Origin of the sequence: Salarchaeum sp. JOR-1, assembly GCF_007833275.1 — an archaeon.
Taxonomy (GTDB): Archaea; Halobacteriota; Halobacteria; order Halobacteriales; family Halobacteriaceae; genus Salarchaeum.
The window spans coordinates 1,208,987-1,221,467 of the sequence record NZ_CP042241.1 but is presented as its reverse complement, the minus strand read 5'-3'; the positions used below and the strand labels follow the sequence as shown (position 1 = coordinate 1,221,467).

Here is a 12,481-nt window from a genome sequence, read left to right as displayed (position 1 = left end):
TGTTAGCTGTACTTCTTGAATCCCATCGTCCGAGCGATCTCGCGGAAGCACTGTCGGCACAGCCAGATGTCGTACTTCCCGACGAGACCCTGATTGCGGCCGCAGCGGCGGCACTCGTGGGACTGGCCGGTTTCTTCGTGTTCGTCGCTCATGCGTCCACCTCGACGTCGAAGTTCGCTTCGAGGAACCTGATGGCGTCCTCGGGCGTCAGTCGGTGATTCGACGGGATTTGTCGCGTGCGCGCATCGCGCTTCGACACGCGATACCCGCCGCGGACGAGGTTGACGGTGACGTCAAGCCCGTAAATCCCGATGTTCGGGTCGTACTCCTGGCTCGGGAAGTCCGTGTGTTCCTCGACGCCGAAGCTCACGTTCCCAGTCTTATCGAACTTGGACTCGCTGAGGTCGGCGACGGGGAGCGCACGAGACAGGAAGTCCGCCGCGTCCTCGCCGCGGAGCGTGACCTTCGCGCCGATCGGGTCGCCCTCGCGGATCCCGAACTCGGGTTCGGTGCGCTTCGCAGTGGTTCGAACGGACTCCTGGCCGGCGACCTCCTCCAGAATCTCCTCGGCGTTCTGGAGGTCGCGGCCACCCTGGCCGACGCCCATGTGGACGACGACCTTCTCGACGCGCGGTTCGCGCATCTCGTTGTCGAACTCGGCTTCGCTCATTCGCCATCACCCGCAGACTCGTCGGCGTCCTCGTCACCCACGAAGTTCTCGTCGATGACGACGACGTAGTCCTGCACGGTCTCGAACGAGCCGTCGTCGGTGCTGACGACGATGGTGTTGTCCGCGCTACCGGGAGCGACCTGAATCTCGTCGATCTCGCCGATGTCCCCGGCGTGCTGGCCGGCGACGGCGGTGACGAGCGCGCCCTCCTCGAAGACGAAGTGCGCGACGATCTCGTTCGTCTCGTTGTCGACGACGACCGAGTCGGTCCCGCTGTACTCGTCTTCCTCGACCAGAATGTTCTGGCCGTCGTGGAGGTTGAGCTGGACGCCGCCACCGCTGACGAGCGTCTTGTCCTCGATTTTCCCGAGTTTCGAACCGGCTGCGTCCTCGTCGATACCCGTGAGGCCGAGGCGGCCGCCCTCGTCGGGGAACACGCGGTAGTACTCGTCGCGGTCGGGGAACGCGAGGATGTCGAACATCCCGATGGGACGGTTGACGTCCTGCACGGTTCCGCCGTTGACGAGCACGCCCGCGTTGTTGATGGCGTACTTCGCTTCCTTCTTCGTGTTCACGTACTCCAGCACGTCGCGAAGCACGACGACGAGCGGCACGCCGGATTCCCCGTGGGGGCCGGCGGTCGCCTTCGCCGTGAACGTGTCCGTCTTCCGCTCGACGGGCCACGACTTCGGAACGGAGAGTCGTTTCTGGTGTTTCGTCATTCGTTGTCACCTTCGATGCGTTCTGCGCGCACGTCGTCCTCCAGGTCGAGCTCGGTGACGACGAGGTTGCTCGCGTCCAGGGGACGCGGCACGTCTTCGCCGTCCGCGGCGGCGACCGTCACGTCCTCCACGTAGACGGAGGCGTCGCGAAGGTCGACGTTCGTGACTTCGCCTTCCGTGCCGGCGTAGTCACCGCGCTGCACCTCGACGGTGTCGCCAGCGTTCACGCGAACGTGACGCTGACCGTACTCCTCTCGGAGGCCTTCCGCGAGGTGAGCGCGAACCTGCTTCTGTCGCTCGTGGAGGCTCGCGCGCTCCGATCGAGTTCGCTGTTTGCGTGGTTGCTCAGACATATCTATACGATCATCGTCGCGGTGCTTGCGATGCTACCCCAGCGCTCCGCGACCTCGCGCGTGATCGGGCCCTTGATCTCGGTCCCGCGGGGTTCTTCCATGTCGTCGATGATGACGGCCGCGTTGTCCTCGAACTTCACGCGCTGTCCGTCCGGTCGCCGGATGGACTTGCGCTGCCGCACGATGACGGCTTCGAGAACCTGACGGCGCATCTCGGGCGTCCCCTTCGTGACGGAGACGGTGACCTTGTCACCGACGCCGGCTTTGGGGTGGCGGTTCTTCGTCCCCTGGTAGCCGGCGACGCTCGTGATCTTGAGTTCTCGCGCGCCGGTGTTGTCCGCACACCGGATGAGCGAGCCCTTCTCGAGACCCTGCGTGACGTCTGCCTTGATCGCTTCCATTATTCTTCACCCTCCACGAGTTCGACGACCACGTGAGATTTGGTCTTCGAGAGCGGTCGGGTTTCAGCTATACGAACCGTGTCGCCTTCCGCGAGGTCGAAGCACTCGGGTGCATGAACGCTGACGCGGGAGCGTCGCTTCATGTACCGGTCGTACTTCGGCACGAATACGTCGTATTCGCGCTCGACGACGACGGTTTTGTCCATGGCCGTACTGGCGACCTCGCCTTCGATGACCTGACCGCGCACGGAAAGGTTTCCGTGGAACGGACAGCTCTCGTCAGCGCAGGTGCCGTCGGGCTCGGATACGTTCAGTCCTATCGCCATTGTGAATTGACTCCTTTCTCTGTTCGCAGCGCGGGTCGTGAGAGCAGAACGACTCCATCCACCGTAACGTAGGCCGCGCCGTCGCCCGTAGTTTGGGTCTCCGAATCTGGATCGCCACTGGCGGGTTTCGACGCGGTCCCAGCCGCCTTCGGGGCGGCTGCGGGTTCATCTGTGAGTCTGACCTCTAACGTCGTTCCTATCTTGGGAACGCGCTTCACGCCTGAAGAACCTTCGGGTTCCCCCTCGCGTATGAGGAGGGTTCGCATCGTCTCGTCGACGATGCGTCCCGCGATACCGACCCGCGATGGGTCGGTCGAGTCGACGACCTCCGCGTGGAGGCCGACGAGTTCGTGGCGCGGGAGGGTCTCCGGCGTGAGCATCCCGCTATTCCTCTTCGTTCTGGATCGTTTTGATCCGCGCGATCGTCTTCTTCAGTTCGCTGACGCGCCCCGGGTTCTCCGGCGCGCCACCCGCAGCCTGCACGGCCTTCGCGTTGAGGAGCTCGGTTTCGAGCTCTTCGAGTTCGGCCTCGCGCTCCGCGGGCGTCATGTCACGGATCTCTTCCGTGTAGAGGATGGCCATTATTCCTCACCCTCCTCTTCTTCCTCGTCCATCTCCTCGAGGAGTTCTTCGGCTTCCTCCTCGACGCCGGCTTCGAGGTCGTCGAAGTCCTCGGCGTCGACGTCCTCGGCGTCGGCTTCGACGTCGGATGCGAGTTCGTCGAGTTCTTCCTCGATGGACTCCTCGGAGTCCGGCGGGGAAGTCGGGCTCTCGCCCTCCTCGGCCTCGAACTCTTCCTCGTCGATGACTTCTTCCGCGACATCGTCGGGGATGTCCTCGGTGGCGTCCTCGCCGGGCGCCTCGCCCTCGGGACCGCCGAGTTCGTCGTCCTCGGGTTCGCCTTCGAGGAGTTCCTCGACGCTCTCGCCCTCGAGGTCTTCCTCGTCGACGACGAGGTCTTCGATGTCGGCGTCCTCCGCGATTTCGAAGTCGTCGGGGAGTTCGGCGTTCGGCGGAATGATCTTCACGTTCACGCCGATGGTGCCGAGCTTCATCACCGCGACACCCTGACCGTGGTCGACGATTTCCTCCGCGGGCTCGCCGTTGTGCTTGATGTAGCCGCGGTTGAACTTCTCGACGCGGCTCCGGGCGCCGGTGACCTTCCCGCTCAGGACGATCTCGGCGCCGAGCGCGCCGGACTCCATGATTCGGTCGATGGTCGTGTGACCGGCCTTCCGGAAGTACCAGCCGCGTTCGAGCGCGTTGGCGAGACGATCCGCGACGATCTGTGCGTTCAGGTCGGGTTCGTCGACCTCCTGCACGTCGATCTGCGGATCCTCGAGGTCGAATCGCTCCTCGAGTTCCGTCGTGATCTTCCGGATGTTCTTCCCGCCCTTCCCGATGACCATCCCGGGCTTCTCGGCCTTGAGGACGATCTGGATTCCCATCGGAGTGGGCGCGAGCTCCATGCCACCGTAGCCAGCGCGCGCGAGTTCTTCGCCGAAGAACTCGTCTATCTGGGAGCGCTGAAGGCCCTGTTCGATGAATTCGACTTCGTCTGCCATTTTAGTCACTCACCTCGTCTGCTGTTTCGAGGACGAGTTCGACGTCGACCTCGGGCGTGTTCCACGCGGTCGCACGTCCCATCGCGCGGGGTTTGCGGCCCTGCGTCTCCCCGACCTTGTGCGGGGCGACGTGGGAGACGACCATCGTGTCCGCGTCGAAGCCCTGTTGGTCGGCGTTGTTCTTCGCGTTCCCGATGAGGCGGAGGAACGCCTTCGACGCCTTCTCCGGGTAGCGACCGGCGTCCCAGCCGTCGATGTCGCTTCGGTGGCCGACGCCGCTGTTGTGCTGCTTGAACGGCACGGACTGTTCTTCCGCGATGACGGCGTCGAGGAAGTCTTCGGCCTCGCTCGCCGTCTTGCCCTTGATAGCCTTCGAGATGGCCTTCGAGTGCTTGAGGCTGATCGGCTCCTCGCGGAGCATCGCTTTCGCGGTGGTTTCCGGATCCGTGTCGACGCTGTAGTTGATACCCATTGTTATTTGAGCGGCACGAACTTCGAGGAGCGGGTCGCGCCGATACCCGCCTGCCCGTGCTCGACCGAGGTGCGCGTGAGCTGGAACTCGCCGAGGTAGTGCCCGATCATCTCGGGCTCCACTTCGACGCGCTCGAACTCGTGTCCGTCGTAGACGGAGAACGTCAGGCCGACGAACTCCGGGAGGACGGGGAGGTCGCGGAGGTGCGTGCGAATCGGATTGTTCGCGGTCTCCTCCGGCGACTTCTCGCGCGCCTTCTCGACGACCTTCTCCTGTTCGTCGGTCAGGCCACGGGTGATACTTCGCCGCGTACGCGCGGGCAGCAGTTCCGCGACTTCGTCCAGGCTCATGTCCTGGAGCTCGTCGAGGTCGTAGCCGCGGTAGGTGAACTCACCCTCGCGGCCGGTTCGGTATTCCGTACTCATGTTAGTTGCCTCCTCGGCCGGTGCGTTTCGACGCGATGTCTCCGACCTTCCGTCCCGGCGGGGCGTCCCGAGAGACGGACTTCGGACGACCGGGGTGCTGGCGGCCACCGCCACCGAACGGGTGGTCGACGGCGTTCATCGCGACGCCGCGGACGCGCGGCCACTTCGTGCCACGCGATTTCATCTTGTGGTACTTGTTCCCCGCTTTCACGAACGGCTTCTCGGTGCGACCGCCACCGGCGACCACGCCGATTGTGGCGCGGCAGTCGGGGGAGAGCCGCTTGACTTCGCCGCTCGGCAGCTGGACGACCGCGGCGTCGCGCTCGTGCGTGATGAGGTCGGCGTTCACGCCGCTGGCGCGCGCGAACTTCCCGCCGTCGCCGGGCTGACGCTCGACGTTGCAGACCGGAACCCCCTCGGGGATTTCGGCGATCGGGAGCGTGTTCCCGGGTTCGACGGCCGCGGAGACACCGACTTCGAGGGTGTCCCCGACGCCCACGCCCTCGCTGGCGAGGACGAGGCGCTGGTCGCCGTCGTCGAACTCGACGCGGGCGACCGGCGCGCTGCGCGCGGGGTCGTGCTCCACGTCGACGACCTCGCCGGACAGCACGTCGCTCTCGGGTTTCTTGTGCGACAGTTCGGCCTTGTATCGGTGCGACGGCGCGCGGAAGGTCGAACCGCCGCGCCCGCGTCGCTGACCTTGAATTCTTCGTCCCATTGTTAGAACACCCCGATGCGGGAGGCGACGTCCTGCGCGTCGTCCTCCTCGGAGAGCTGGACGATGGCTTTCTTCGTTCCGTCCATCGTCAGCTGCGTGTTGACGGACTCCACGGTGACGTCGTACTGCTCCTCGACCTCCTCGCGAACGTCGGGCTTGGAGGCGTCGACGTCCACGACGAACTGGAGCTTGTTGTGGAAGTCCATGTCGTTCATCGCCTTCTCCGTGACGAGGGGGTAGTCGATGATGCCGCTCATCGGCTCTCACCTCCGGTGAGAACGATGAGGCAGTCGCGCGCCTCGCGTGAGACGAGCGTCATCGGTCGGCCACCTCCTCGACCGCGCTCTCGGTCCAGACGGTCAGCCGTCCGGGTTCCGTGCCGGGCGCGAGGTCTTCCGCGTTGACCTCGCGCGCGGTCGCGACGTCGACGCCGGCGAGGTTCCGCGCCGCCTTCGACGGCCCGGTCTCGCTGGACGTAACGAACAGGACGGACGTGGGTTCGCGGTACTTGCGGCCGCGGAGTTTCCCCTGGCCGGCCCGCACCGTCTTCCCGTCGTCCGCGCGTTCGACGTCAGCGTACGCGCCGACGGCTTCGAGGAAACTCACGACCTCCTTGGTCTTCACGAGGTCTTCGAAGTCGTCGGAGACGACGAGCGGGAGGTCGAGGTCGTCGTCGAACGCGTGGCCGCGCTCGGCGACGGTGTCGGCGTCCGTGGTCGCCGCGATGGCGCTCCGGACGGCCGCCTTCCGCTCCTTGTCGTTCACCGCGAGCGAGTGGTCTTTCTCCGCCTTCGGCGGGTGTGCGCGTCGCCCACCGACCGCGAACGGGACGCGGGCGGCGCGTCCGTTCGTCTGGGGGACGTGCGCCATCCCGCGACCGCTACCGGGCGACTCCGCGGACGTTCGCAGTCCAGCGAACTCGTCCGCTCCATACGACTGCTTTCGGTTGGCTTGGGCGGCGAGCACCGCACGCTTGATGAGGTCCGGCCGGTACGGCGTCTCGAAGACCTCCGGAAGGTCGAGCGTGCCGGCGTCCTCGCCGTCCAGGCCGCGTACTGTTGCCTGTGTCATCCTTGGTTCGAGCTATTGGAAACGTACCGAACCTCGGGATCGAGGCGCGGTGATTCGTTCGGCCGGACGGCCGGACGGAAGCGCAGAACGCGCTTGTCCGGGCCCGGGAGCGATCCTTTCACGAGGGCGTACGGCCCGCTGACTTCGCCGTAGTTGACGAACCCGCCGTCGGCGTTGATGTCGTCAGCCGCGGCGTCGTCGCCGAAGTCGAGCAGGCGCTTGTTGAGTTCCGTGCGCTGGTGGTAACCGGTCTGGCCCTGCTGGGGAACCGTCGAGCGAACGCGGCTCGGGTTCCACGGGCCGAGGTTACCGATGCGACGCCGCCAACCCTGGCGGGCGTGCTTGCCCTTACGCTTCTGGACGCCCCAGCGCTTGACGGGGCCCTGGGTTCCCTTGCCCTTCGTGACGCCCGCGACGTCCATGAACTCGCCGGCGCGGAACACGTCGCCGAGTTCGTGACTGCCGTCGTCGAGGAGGGAGAGCGCGAAGTCGGCGCGGTCCTGCACGGAGCCGCCGCCGACGCGCGTCTCCATCACGTCGGGGTCTTTCTTCGGGACGCTCGCGACCTCGGTCGGGACGGTGTGCGTGATGACACGCACGTCCGCCACGTCGTTGGCTTCGAGCGCCTGCGTGAATTCGTCTCGGTCGCCGGGTTCGTCCGGCGTCGAGAGCACGCGGTCGAGGTCCCCGTGGAGGTCGTCCGCCCACACTTCCGTGAGCGGCTTCTGGCCGTACGGCGTGTCCTCGTAGAGGCGCACCGCGGCCGCGTGCATCGGGGGTGTTTCAACGAGCGTGACGGGAACGGACTGCTCCATACCCTCCGTGGGAGAGTTGGCTTTGTCGTCAACCGTCACGACGTGAGTCATGCCTGCCTTGTATCCGGCGAAGCCCTGCAGGGCCGGCTGCCCGTCGTCGGTCGGCCAGCTGTTGAAGCGCGGCACTTCACTTGCTGCCCGCTTACGGGGGCCGTAGCCCATCGAGCCTTTTCGTGGTCGACTTGGTTGTGGCATCGTATCACTCCGTGAGCGTGAGACAGCTGAGGGCGGCGAACAGAGCTTCTTCCGTTCGCACGACCTCGCTGCCCTGACGCGGGATGACGTTGAGCCAGGTGTCGAACCCACCGGGGGCGTGGGTGGCTGAGTCGGCGGACGCCTCTTCGACCGTCGATTCGGACACGCCGAGCATCGGGGGGAGTCCCCGAGCGGGAGCGCCGAACGCGACGGTCAGCCCGTCCTCGTGGACGCGGCGCGTGACGTCCGGCAGCGACGACGCCGAGATCGGCGTGCCGTGCCGTGACGTCGCCACGCGGTAGCCCGCGTCGGGACGGTCGAGTTCGTCGCCGAGGTTCGAGCGAACCACCTGAAACCCGGGCGGGGTTTCGTCGAGGAGTTTCGCTCGAACCGGTCGTCGCGAAGAGACCCTGATGGTCACGCGCTCCCCCTCGCGAACCTCCATACCGGGAGGTGTGTGGAGGGAGATCGGGTGTTGCATGCCGCAATTGACCCGGACGCGCCCTTCAGGTCCGACCTGGGTCACGATTCCCTGTCGTTTCGACCCCGAACCGCTCGATTCGGAGCCGGTCCATGCCGACACGAGGAGCGGCGGCAGGATGCCAGCGTACTCCAGTTCGCTCCGCGTCCCGAACGCCTCCTTTCGGAGGTATGGCGGGGTCGCGGCGTACCGGAGAACGGTTTCGACGAACCCGCCGCCCCACGTTTCCTCCCCCTCGGGGTCGTCGAAGACCACGAGGCGGTCAGCCCGGAAGACCGCGGCCGCGCGGGCCACGTAGCCGAGTTTGCGAGTTGCCTCGCGTTTGTCCTCGGCTTCCCGGACGAGGGACGACGGCACGAGTACGCTGACTGTCATGCCGTATCGCTTCTTCGTCTCGACACGAGACTGTACCACAACTACCGACAGCATGCCTAAAAGGATGGCGTTATCGACGACGGCCTGAGACGGCTTCGCACGACCCGTGCGCCCGTCTCGTGAGGAGTGCCGAGGTTGCGCCCGAGACCCACGCCGCCCCCGGTTCGCAAGTCTTATTTATAGCGACCTCCTCGGTTCGAGTGCGAAGAACGCGCGCTGGTAGTGTAGTGGTATCACGTGACCTTGCCATGGTCACAACCTGGGTTCAAATCCCAGCCAGCGCATTTCTACTGCGACCAAAGTGAGCAGTGAAATCGCTCACGGGGATTCTGAACTAAGGAACGAAGCGAGCGAACGCGAGCGGCGTGACTGAAGTTCAACTCCCAGCCAGCGCGAGTCTCTCAACACCGTCGAGGGAGGCGTATCCCGCGCGGCGTGGATAGACGACAAGCGAGGTCGCGACCAGCGCGCACGCGAGACGGTCGAATCCGTGGAGGACGCGCTTGGGCGTGCGGCGCGCGGGGAGCGGGACTGAGAAACCATTTAGGCGAGACGGGCGAACCCGCGGGGTATGGAGAGCGTCAATCGGATGGCCATCGAACTGGCGGACGAGGCCCTGGACTTCGCGGACGAACTCGACATCGGCGCGTTCGACCTGGAGAACGGCGCGACCGTCCTGGACTTCGGCGTGGACTTCGAGGGCGGCATGGAAGCCGGACTACTGCTCGCAGAACTCCAGACCGCGGGGCTCGCGACGGTTCAGACGCGGATGGACGAGGTCGCGGGCGCGGCGTTCCCGCACGTCGAACTCACCTGTGACCGGCCCGGACTGGGGCTGCTGGGCTCGCAGAAGGCGGGCTGGCAGCTCTCCCTCGACGGCTTCGAGGGACTGGGGTCGGGGCCGGCGCGCGCGCTGGTCGCGGACGAGGCCGAGTTCCGCGCGCTCGGGTACACGGACGCGTTCGACCTGACCGTCCTCGCCATCGAGGCCGACAGCCTCCCGACGGAGGCGGTGGCGGAGCGAATCGCGGCGGAGGCGGGCGTGAACACGGACGGCGTCTACCTCCCGACGTACGCGACCGCGAGCATCGTGGGGAGTGTCTCCGCGGCCGCGCGACCCGCGGAGATGGCGCTGTTCCGATTGTTCGAGGCGGGCTACGACCCGCAGGACGTGCTCTCCGCGACGGGGAGCGCGCCGGTCGCACCCGTCGCGGGCGGCGAGGAGGACGCCATCGCGCGCACGACCGACAGCGTCGTTCACGGCGGCCGGGCGCACTTCACGGTGCGCGAGGACAGCGACGCCTTCGACGCCCTCCCCTCGACCGCGGGCGAGTACGACGCGCCCTCCGCGGCGGTGTTCGCGGACGCGGACTGGGAGATGAGCGAGGTCGCGGAGGGCTACTTCGCACCCGCGCAGGTGACGATAAACGTCGTCGGCGGGCCGACGTACGCGCTCGGCGACACCCGCGAGGACGTGCTTGCGGAGAGCTTCCTGTAGTGCGACGCAAGCCCGTTCCGCCCGCGCCAGACTCCCTCGACGGCCTGTGGGCGGTGCAGTCGGCGGTGCCGGACGACCCGCGGACGGAGCGCGACTGCTGCGCGCGCGTCGTCGCGCGAACCGGCGTCGAGAACCGTGACGACGCCTCCGACTGGCTCGCGTTCCTCCGCGCGCTCTCGCTCGCGCGCGCGACCGACGAGGGGTTCGAGCGCGTCGACGACACGCCGAACCGGGCGACGCTCGCGCGGCGGTTCCGCGACGGCGTGTACGGCGCGCGAGACGTGCTCGACGCGCTCGGCGAGACACCGCGGAGCGCGGACGAGGTGTTCGCGGCGTTCGACGCGGTGCCGCGGTGGGAGCGCGAGACTGACGGCTGGGAGGCCGAGTGGCGCGAGCGCGTCCGCCGACTCCTGGAGTGGGCCGTGCTGCTCGGCCTCGCGGAGACGACTACCGGCGGTTATCGGGTGACCGCGACGAGCGACCCGGAGACGTAGGTCGCGCCCACGACTACGGGGATTCGCGCAGGCTGCGGGAGAAACCCGACCAGAAGCGCGGCGAGAACACCGACGACGAGCGCGGTGCTCGCGGTTTCGAGGCGGTGTCGCGGCGACGGCTCGGTGAGCTCCGCGCCCGCCGCGAAGAACGGCAGGCCGAGCGCGAGCCCGGCAGCGAGCGCGAACGTCCCGGGCGCGATAACGGAGACGCCCGCGGCGGCGACGGCGGTGAGCGCGAGTCCGGCGGCGAGTTCGGGGGCGTCGAGCGTGAACTCCATCAGCGGACGCTGGTGACGGTGCCGACGCCCTTACTCGACCCCTCGCGGAAGACGAACCGCTGGCCCGCCTCCACGAGGTACGGCCGGAACTTGAAGCGGACGCGCGCGCTCCCGGAGTCGCCGGGGAGGAGTTGCCCGCCGTCGGGATCGATTTGGACGGCTTCGCTGACGGTTTCGAGGTGGACGACCGGTTCGTAGCCGGCGTCGATGCGGGTGGGGTGGTTGAGAACCATCACGTCCGCGTCGAACTCCCGGACGGGCTCGGGGTCGGCCTCACGCGGCAGGAGCACCATCCCGCGCTCGATATCCGCCTCCTGAACGCCCTTCAGAGCGATACCGACGATTCGGCCGGCCTCCGCGCGGTCGACGCGGTGGTAGTGCATCTCGATGCTCCGCACCTCGACCCCGGTGAAGGAGCCGTCGGCGAGCGGGCCGAGCAGGAGTTCGTCCCCGGCCTCGACCGTTCCCGACTTCACCGTGCCCGAGGCGACCGCGCCGACGCCGGTGACGCTGTACGTGCGGTCGACGTACATCCGGAAGTCGTCGCCCCCGCCGTTGGTCTTCGGGAGGTGTTCGAACAGTCGGTCGAGCGTGTCGAGTCCGTCCATCGTCACCGCGCTCGTCCGGACGAGCGGCACGACGGTGTCACTGATTTCGTCGACAGCGGCGGCGACGCCGTGTCGCTCCACGAGCAGCGGACTGCGGCCGGCGTTCCGGAGGAGTTTCTCGACCTCGCGCTCCACTTCGAGGGCGCGCTCGTCGCTCACGAGATCGGTCTTCGTGATGGCGACGATTGTCGGGAGGTCGGTGGCGAGCAGGACGCCGAGGTGTTCGCGGGTGGTCTTCGTCGGGCCGTCGTCGGCGGCGACCGTGAGGAGACCGTAGTCTATCTTCTGTCCGACGAGTCCGCGAATTGTGGTGCGGAGCCAGGGTTCGTGGCCGACGGTGTCGACGAAGGAGACGATGCGGTCCGCGGACTCGACGACGGCCGCGCGGTCGGACTTCCGGCTCGGGTTGTCCACCCGGAGCGGCCCCGCTTCGTCGAAGCCGTAGACGGCGTAGGAGAGGTCGGCGGACAGGCCGCGCTCTATCTCGTGGGGCTGCACGTCGAGGAAGCTCCGGGTGTCGCCGTCGCCGTCGTCCGCGCGTCCGGTGACGAGGCTGCCGACGAGCGTTGACTTCCCGTGGTCGACGTGACCGGCGGTGCCGACGATGATGTGGTCGTCGCCGCCGTCGAGGTGTCCGCCGTCTCGCACGGTGGCGACGCCGACCAGGCCGCCGTCGTCGGTGCCGCGCGTGACCACGTCGTCGATGTGGGCGTTCGCCTCCTCGGCGAGGAGGCTGAGCACGTCGAGCGACTCGGAGAACGCGTCGGGCGGGATTCCCGCGACGCCGCCGTCGTCCGTGACGCCGACGACGTAGAGGGCTTCGCCGTCCCCGGAGAGCACGCGGTGGCGGAGTTGCGCCGCGAGGCTCTCCAGCCGGCCGTCCGCGAGGTGCACGTCGCGCGCGAGCCGTTCCTTGAATTCGACGTTCCCGCCCTCCTCCTCGCCGCGCTCGATGGCGCGGTCGAGGAGGGGCTGGTCGAGACCCATGGAAGCGGATTAGAGACAGTCGCTTAT

Annotated in this window: 20 protein-coding genes and 1 tRNA gene; 3 read left to right on the top strand and 18 right to left on the bottom strand. The window is 67.2% G+C overall.

What is annotated here, in order from left to right; genetic code table 11:
* Positions 1-2 precede the first annotated feature (2 nt).
* From FQU85_RS07545 to FQU85_RS07470, 16 genes are read right to left on the bottom strand one after another with little or no spacing between them, the layout of a single operon-like run.
* Positions 3-152 (bottom strand): 30S ribosomal protein S14, encoded by a 150-nt coding sequence (locus tag FQU85_RS07545; protein WP_145846467.1) that lies wholly within the window; start codon positions 150-152, stop codon positions 3-5.
* The gene (locus tag FQU85_RS07540; RefSeq protein WP_145846464.1) at positions 149-670 is read right to left on the bottom strand and encodes a 50S ribosomal protein L5; all 522 of its coding nucleotides are present in this window, start codon (positions 668-670) and stop codon (positions 149-151) included. The genes FQU85_RS07545 and FQU85_RS07540 overlap by 4 nt, the downstream gene beginning before the upstream one ends.
* Positions 667-1,392, bottom strand: coding sequence for a 30S ribosomal protein S4e (locus FQU85_RS07535; protein ID WP_145846462.1), 726 nt, complete (start codon positions 1,390-1,392; stop codon positions 667-669). The genes FQU85_RS07540 and FQU85_RS07535 overlap by 4 nt, the downstream gene beginning before the upstream one ends.
* The gene (rplX, locus tag FQU85_RS07530; RefSeq protein WP_145846460.1) at positions 1,389-1,745 is read right to left on the bottom strand and encodes a 50S ribosomal protein L24; all 357 of its coding nucleotides are present in this window, start codon (positions 1,743-1,745) and stop codon (positions 1,389-1,391) included. Before rplX ends, FQU85_RS07535 begins: the two co-directional genes overlap by 4 nt.
* 2 nt (positions 1,746-1,747) lie before the next feature.
* On the bottom strand, positions 1,748-2,146 hold the full coding sequence (locus FQU85_RS07525; protein WP_145846457.1) for a 50S ribosomal protein L14: 399 nt from the start codon (positions 2,144-2,146) through the stop codon (positions 1,748-1,750).
* Entirely contained in the window at positions 2,146-2,472 is a 327-nt protein-coding gene (locus FQU85_RS07520) for a 30S ribosomal protein S17 (RefSeq protein ID WP_145846455.1), read from the bottom strand. Before FQU85_RS07520 ends, FQU85_RS07525 begins: the two co-directional genes overlap by 1 nt.
* Complete coding sequence (locus FQU85_RS07515) at positions 2,463-2,852, bottom strand: ribonuclease P protein component 1 (protein WP_145846453.1); 390 nt, start codon at positions 2,850-2,852, stop codon at positions 2,463-2,465. Before FQU85_RS07515 ends, FQU85_RS07520 begins: the two co-directional genes overlap by 10 nt.
* 4 nt (positions 2,853-2,856) lie before the next feature.
* Positions 2,857-3,054, bottom strand: a complete 198-nt coding sequence (rpmC, locus tag FQU85_RS07510) for a 50S ribosomal protein L29 (protein ID WP_145846451.1) — start codon at positions 3,052-3,054, stop codon at positions 2,857-2,859.
* Complete coding sequence (locus FQU85_RS07505) at positions 3,054-4,037, bottom strand: 30S ribosomal protein S3 (protein ID WP_145846450.1); 984 nt, start codon at positions 4,035-4,037, stop codon at positions 3,054-3,056. The genes rpmC and FQU85_RS07505 overlap by 1 nt, the downstream gene beginning before the upstream one ends.
* Position 4,038: 1 nt before the next feature.
* Positions 4,039-4,509: a 50S ribosomal protein L22 gene (locus FQU85_RS07500; protein WP_145846448.1), complete on the bottom strand. Its 471-nt coding sequence runs from the start codon at positions 4,507-4,509 to the stop codon at positions 4,039-4,041.
* Between the two features lie 2 nt (positions 4,510-4,511).
* Positions 4,512-4,934, bottom strand: coding sequence for a 30S ribosomal protein S19 (locus FQU85_RS07495; RefSeq protein WP_145846446.1), 423 nt, complete (start codon positions 4,932-4,934; stop codon positions 4,512-4,514).
* Position 4,935: 1 nt separating this feature from the next.
* Positions 4,936-5,652, bottom strand: a complete 717-nt coding sequence (locus FQU85_RS07490; RefSeq protein ID WP_145846441.1) for a 50S ribosomal protein L2 — start codon at positions 5,650-5,652, stop codon at positions 4,936-4,938.
* Between the two features lie 2 nt (positions 5,653-5,654).
* Positions 5,655-5,909 (bottom strand): 50S ribosomal protein L23, encoded by a 255-nt coding sequence (locus tag FQU85_RS07485; RefSeq protein ID WP_145846439.1) that lies wholly within the window; start codon positions 5,907-5,909, stop codon positions 5,655-5,657.
* 58 nt (positions 5,910-5,967) lie between these two features.
* Entirely contained in the window at positions 5,968-6,723 is a 756-nt protein-coding gene (gene rpl4p, locus FQU85_RS07480; protein ID WP_145846437.1) for a 50S ribosomal protein L4, read from the bottom strand.
* Positions 6,720-7,733, bottom strand: coding sequence for a 50S ribosomal protein L3 (locus FQU85_RS07475; protein ID WP_145846435.1), 1,014 nt, complete (start codon positions 7,731-7,733; stop codon positions 6,720-6,722). Before FQU85_RS07475 ends, rpl4p begins: the two co-directional genes overlap by 4 nt.
* 4 nt (positions 7,734-7,737) lie before the next feature.
* Positions 7,738-8,589: a putative RNA uridine N3 methyltransferase gene (locus tag FQU85_RS07470; RefSeq protein WP_145846433.1), complete on the bottom strand. Its 852-nt coding sequence runs from the start codon at positions 8,587-8,589 to the stop codon at positions 7,738-7,740.
* A gap of 213 nt (positions 8,590-8,802) precedes the next feature.
* On the opposite strand from FQU85_RS07470, the gene FQU85_RS07465 reads away from it, so the two are divergent.
* The 3 genes from FQU85_RS07465 to FQU85_RS07450 all read left to right on the top strand — a co-directional run bounded on the left by FQU85_RS07465 (position 8,803) and on the right by FQU85_RS07450 (position 10,581).
* Positions 8,803-8,873 (top strand) — tRNA-Gly (locus FQU85_RS07465).
* Positions 8,874-9,160: 287 nt separating this feature from the next.
* Complete coding sequence (mch, locus tag FQU85_RS07455) at positions 9,161-10,087, top strand: methenyltetrahydromethanopterin cyclohydrolase (protein WP_145846431.1); 927 nt, start codon at positions 9,161-9,163, stop codon at positions 10,085-10,087.
* A complete protein-coding gene (locus FQU85_RS07450; protein WP_145846427.1) occupies positions 10,087-10,581 on the top strand; it encodes a hypothetical protein in 495 nt (164 codons plus the stop codon). The genes mch and FQU85_RS07450 overlap by 1 nt, the downstream gene beginning before the upstream one ends.
* Here FQU85_RS07450 and FQU85_RS07445 read toward each other — a convergent pair.
* Together FQU85_RS07445 and FQU85_RS07440 are read right to left on the bottom strand one after the other, a co-directional pair.
* The gene (locus FQU85_RS07445; RefSeq protein ID WP_145846424.1) at positions 10,545-10,859 is read right to left on the bottom strand and encodes a hypothetical protein; all 315 of its coding nucleotides are present in this window, start codon (positions 10,857-10,859) and stop codon (positions 10,545-10,547) included. The two genes, FQU85_RS07450 and FQU85_RS07445, sit on opposite strands and share 37 nt — an antisense overlap.
* Positions 10,859-12,454: a GTPBP1 family GTP-binding protein gene (locus FQU85_RS07440; RefSeq protein ID WP_145846421.1), complete on the bottom strand. Its 1,596-nt coding sequence runs from the start codon at positions 12,452-12,454 to the stop codon at positions 10,859-10,861. Before FQU85_RS07440 ends, FQU85_RS07445 begins: the two co-directional genes overlap by 1 nt.
* Between the last annotated feature and the right edge of the window lie 27 nt (positions 12,455-12,481).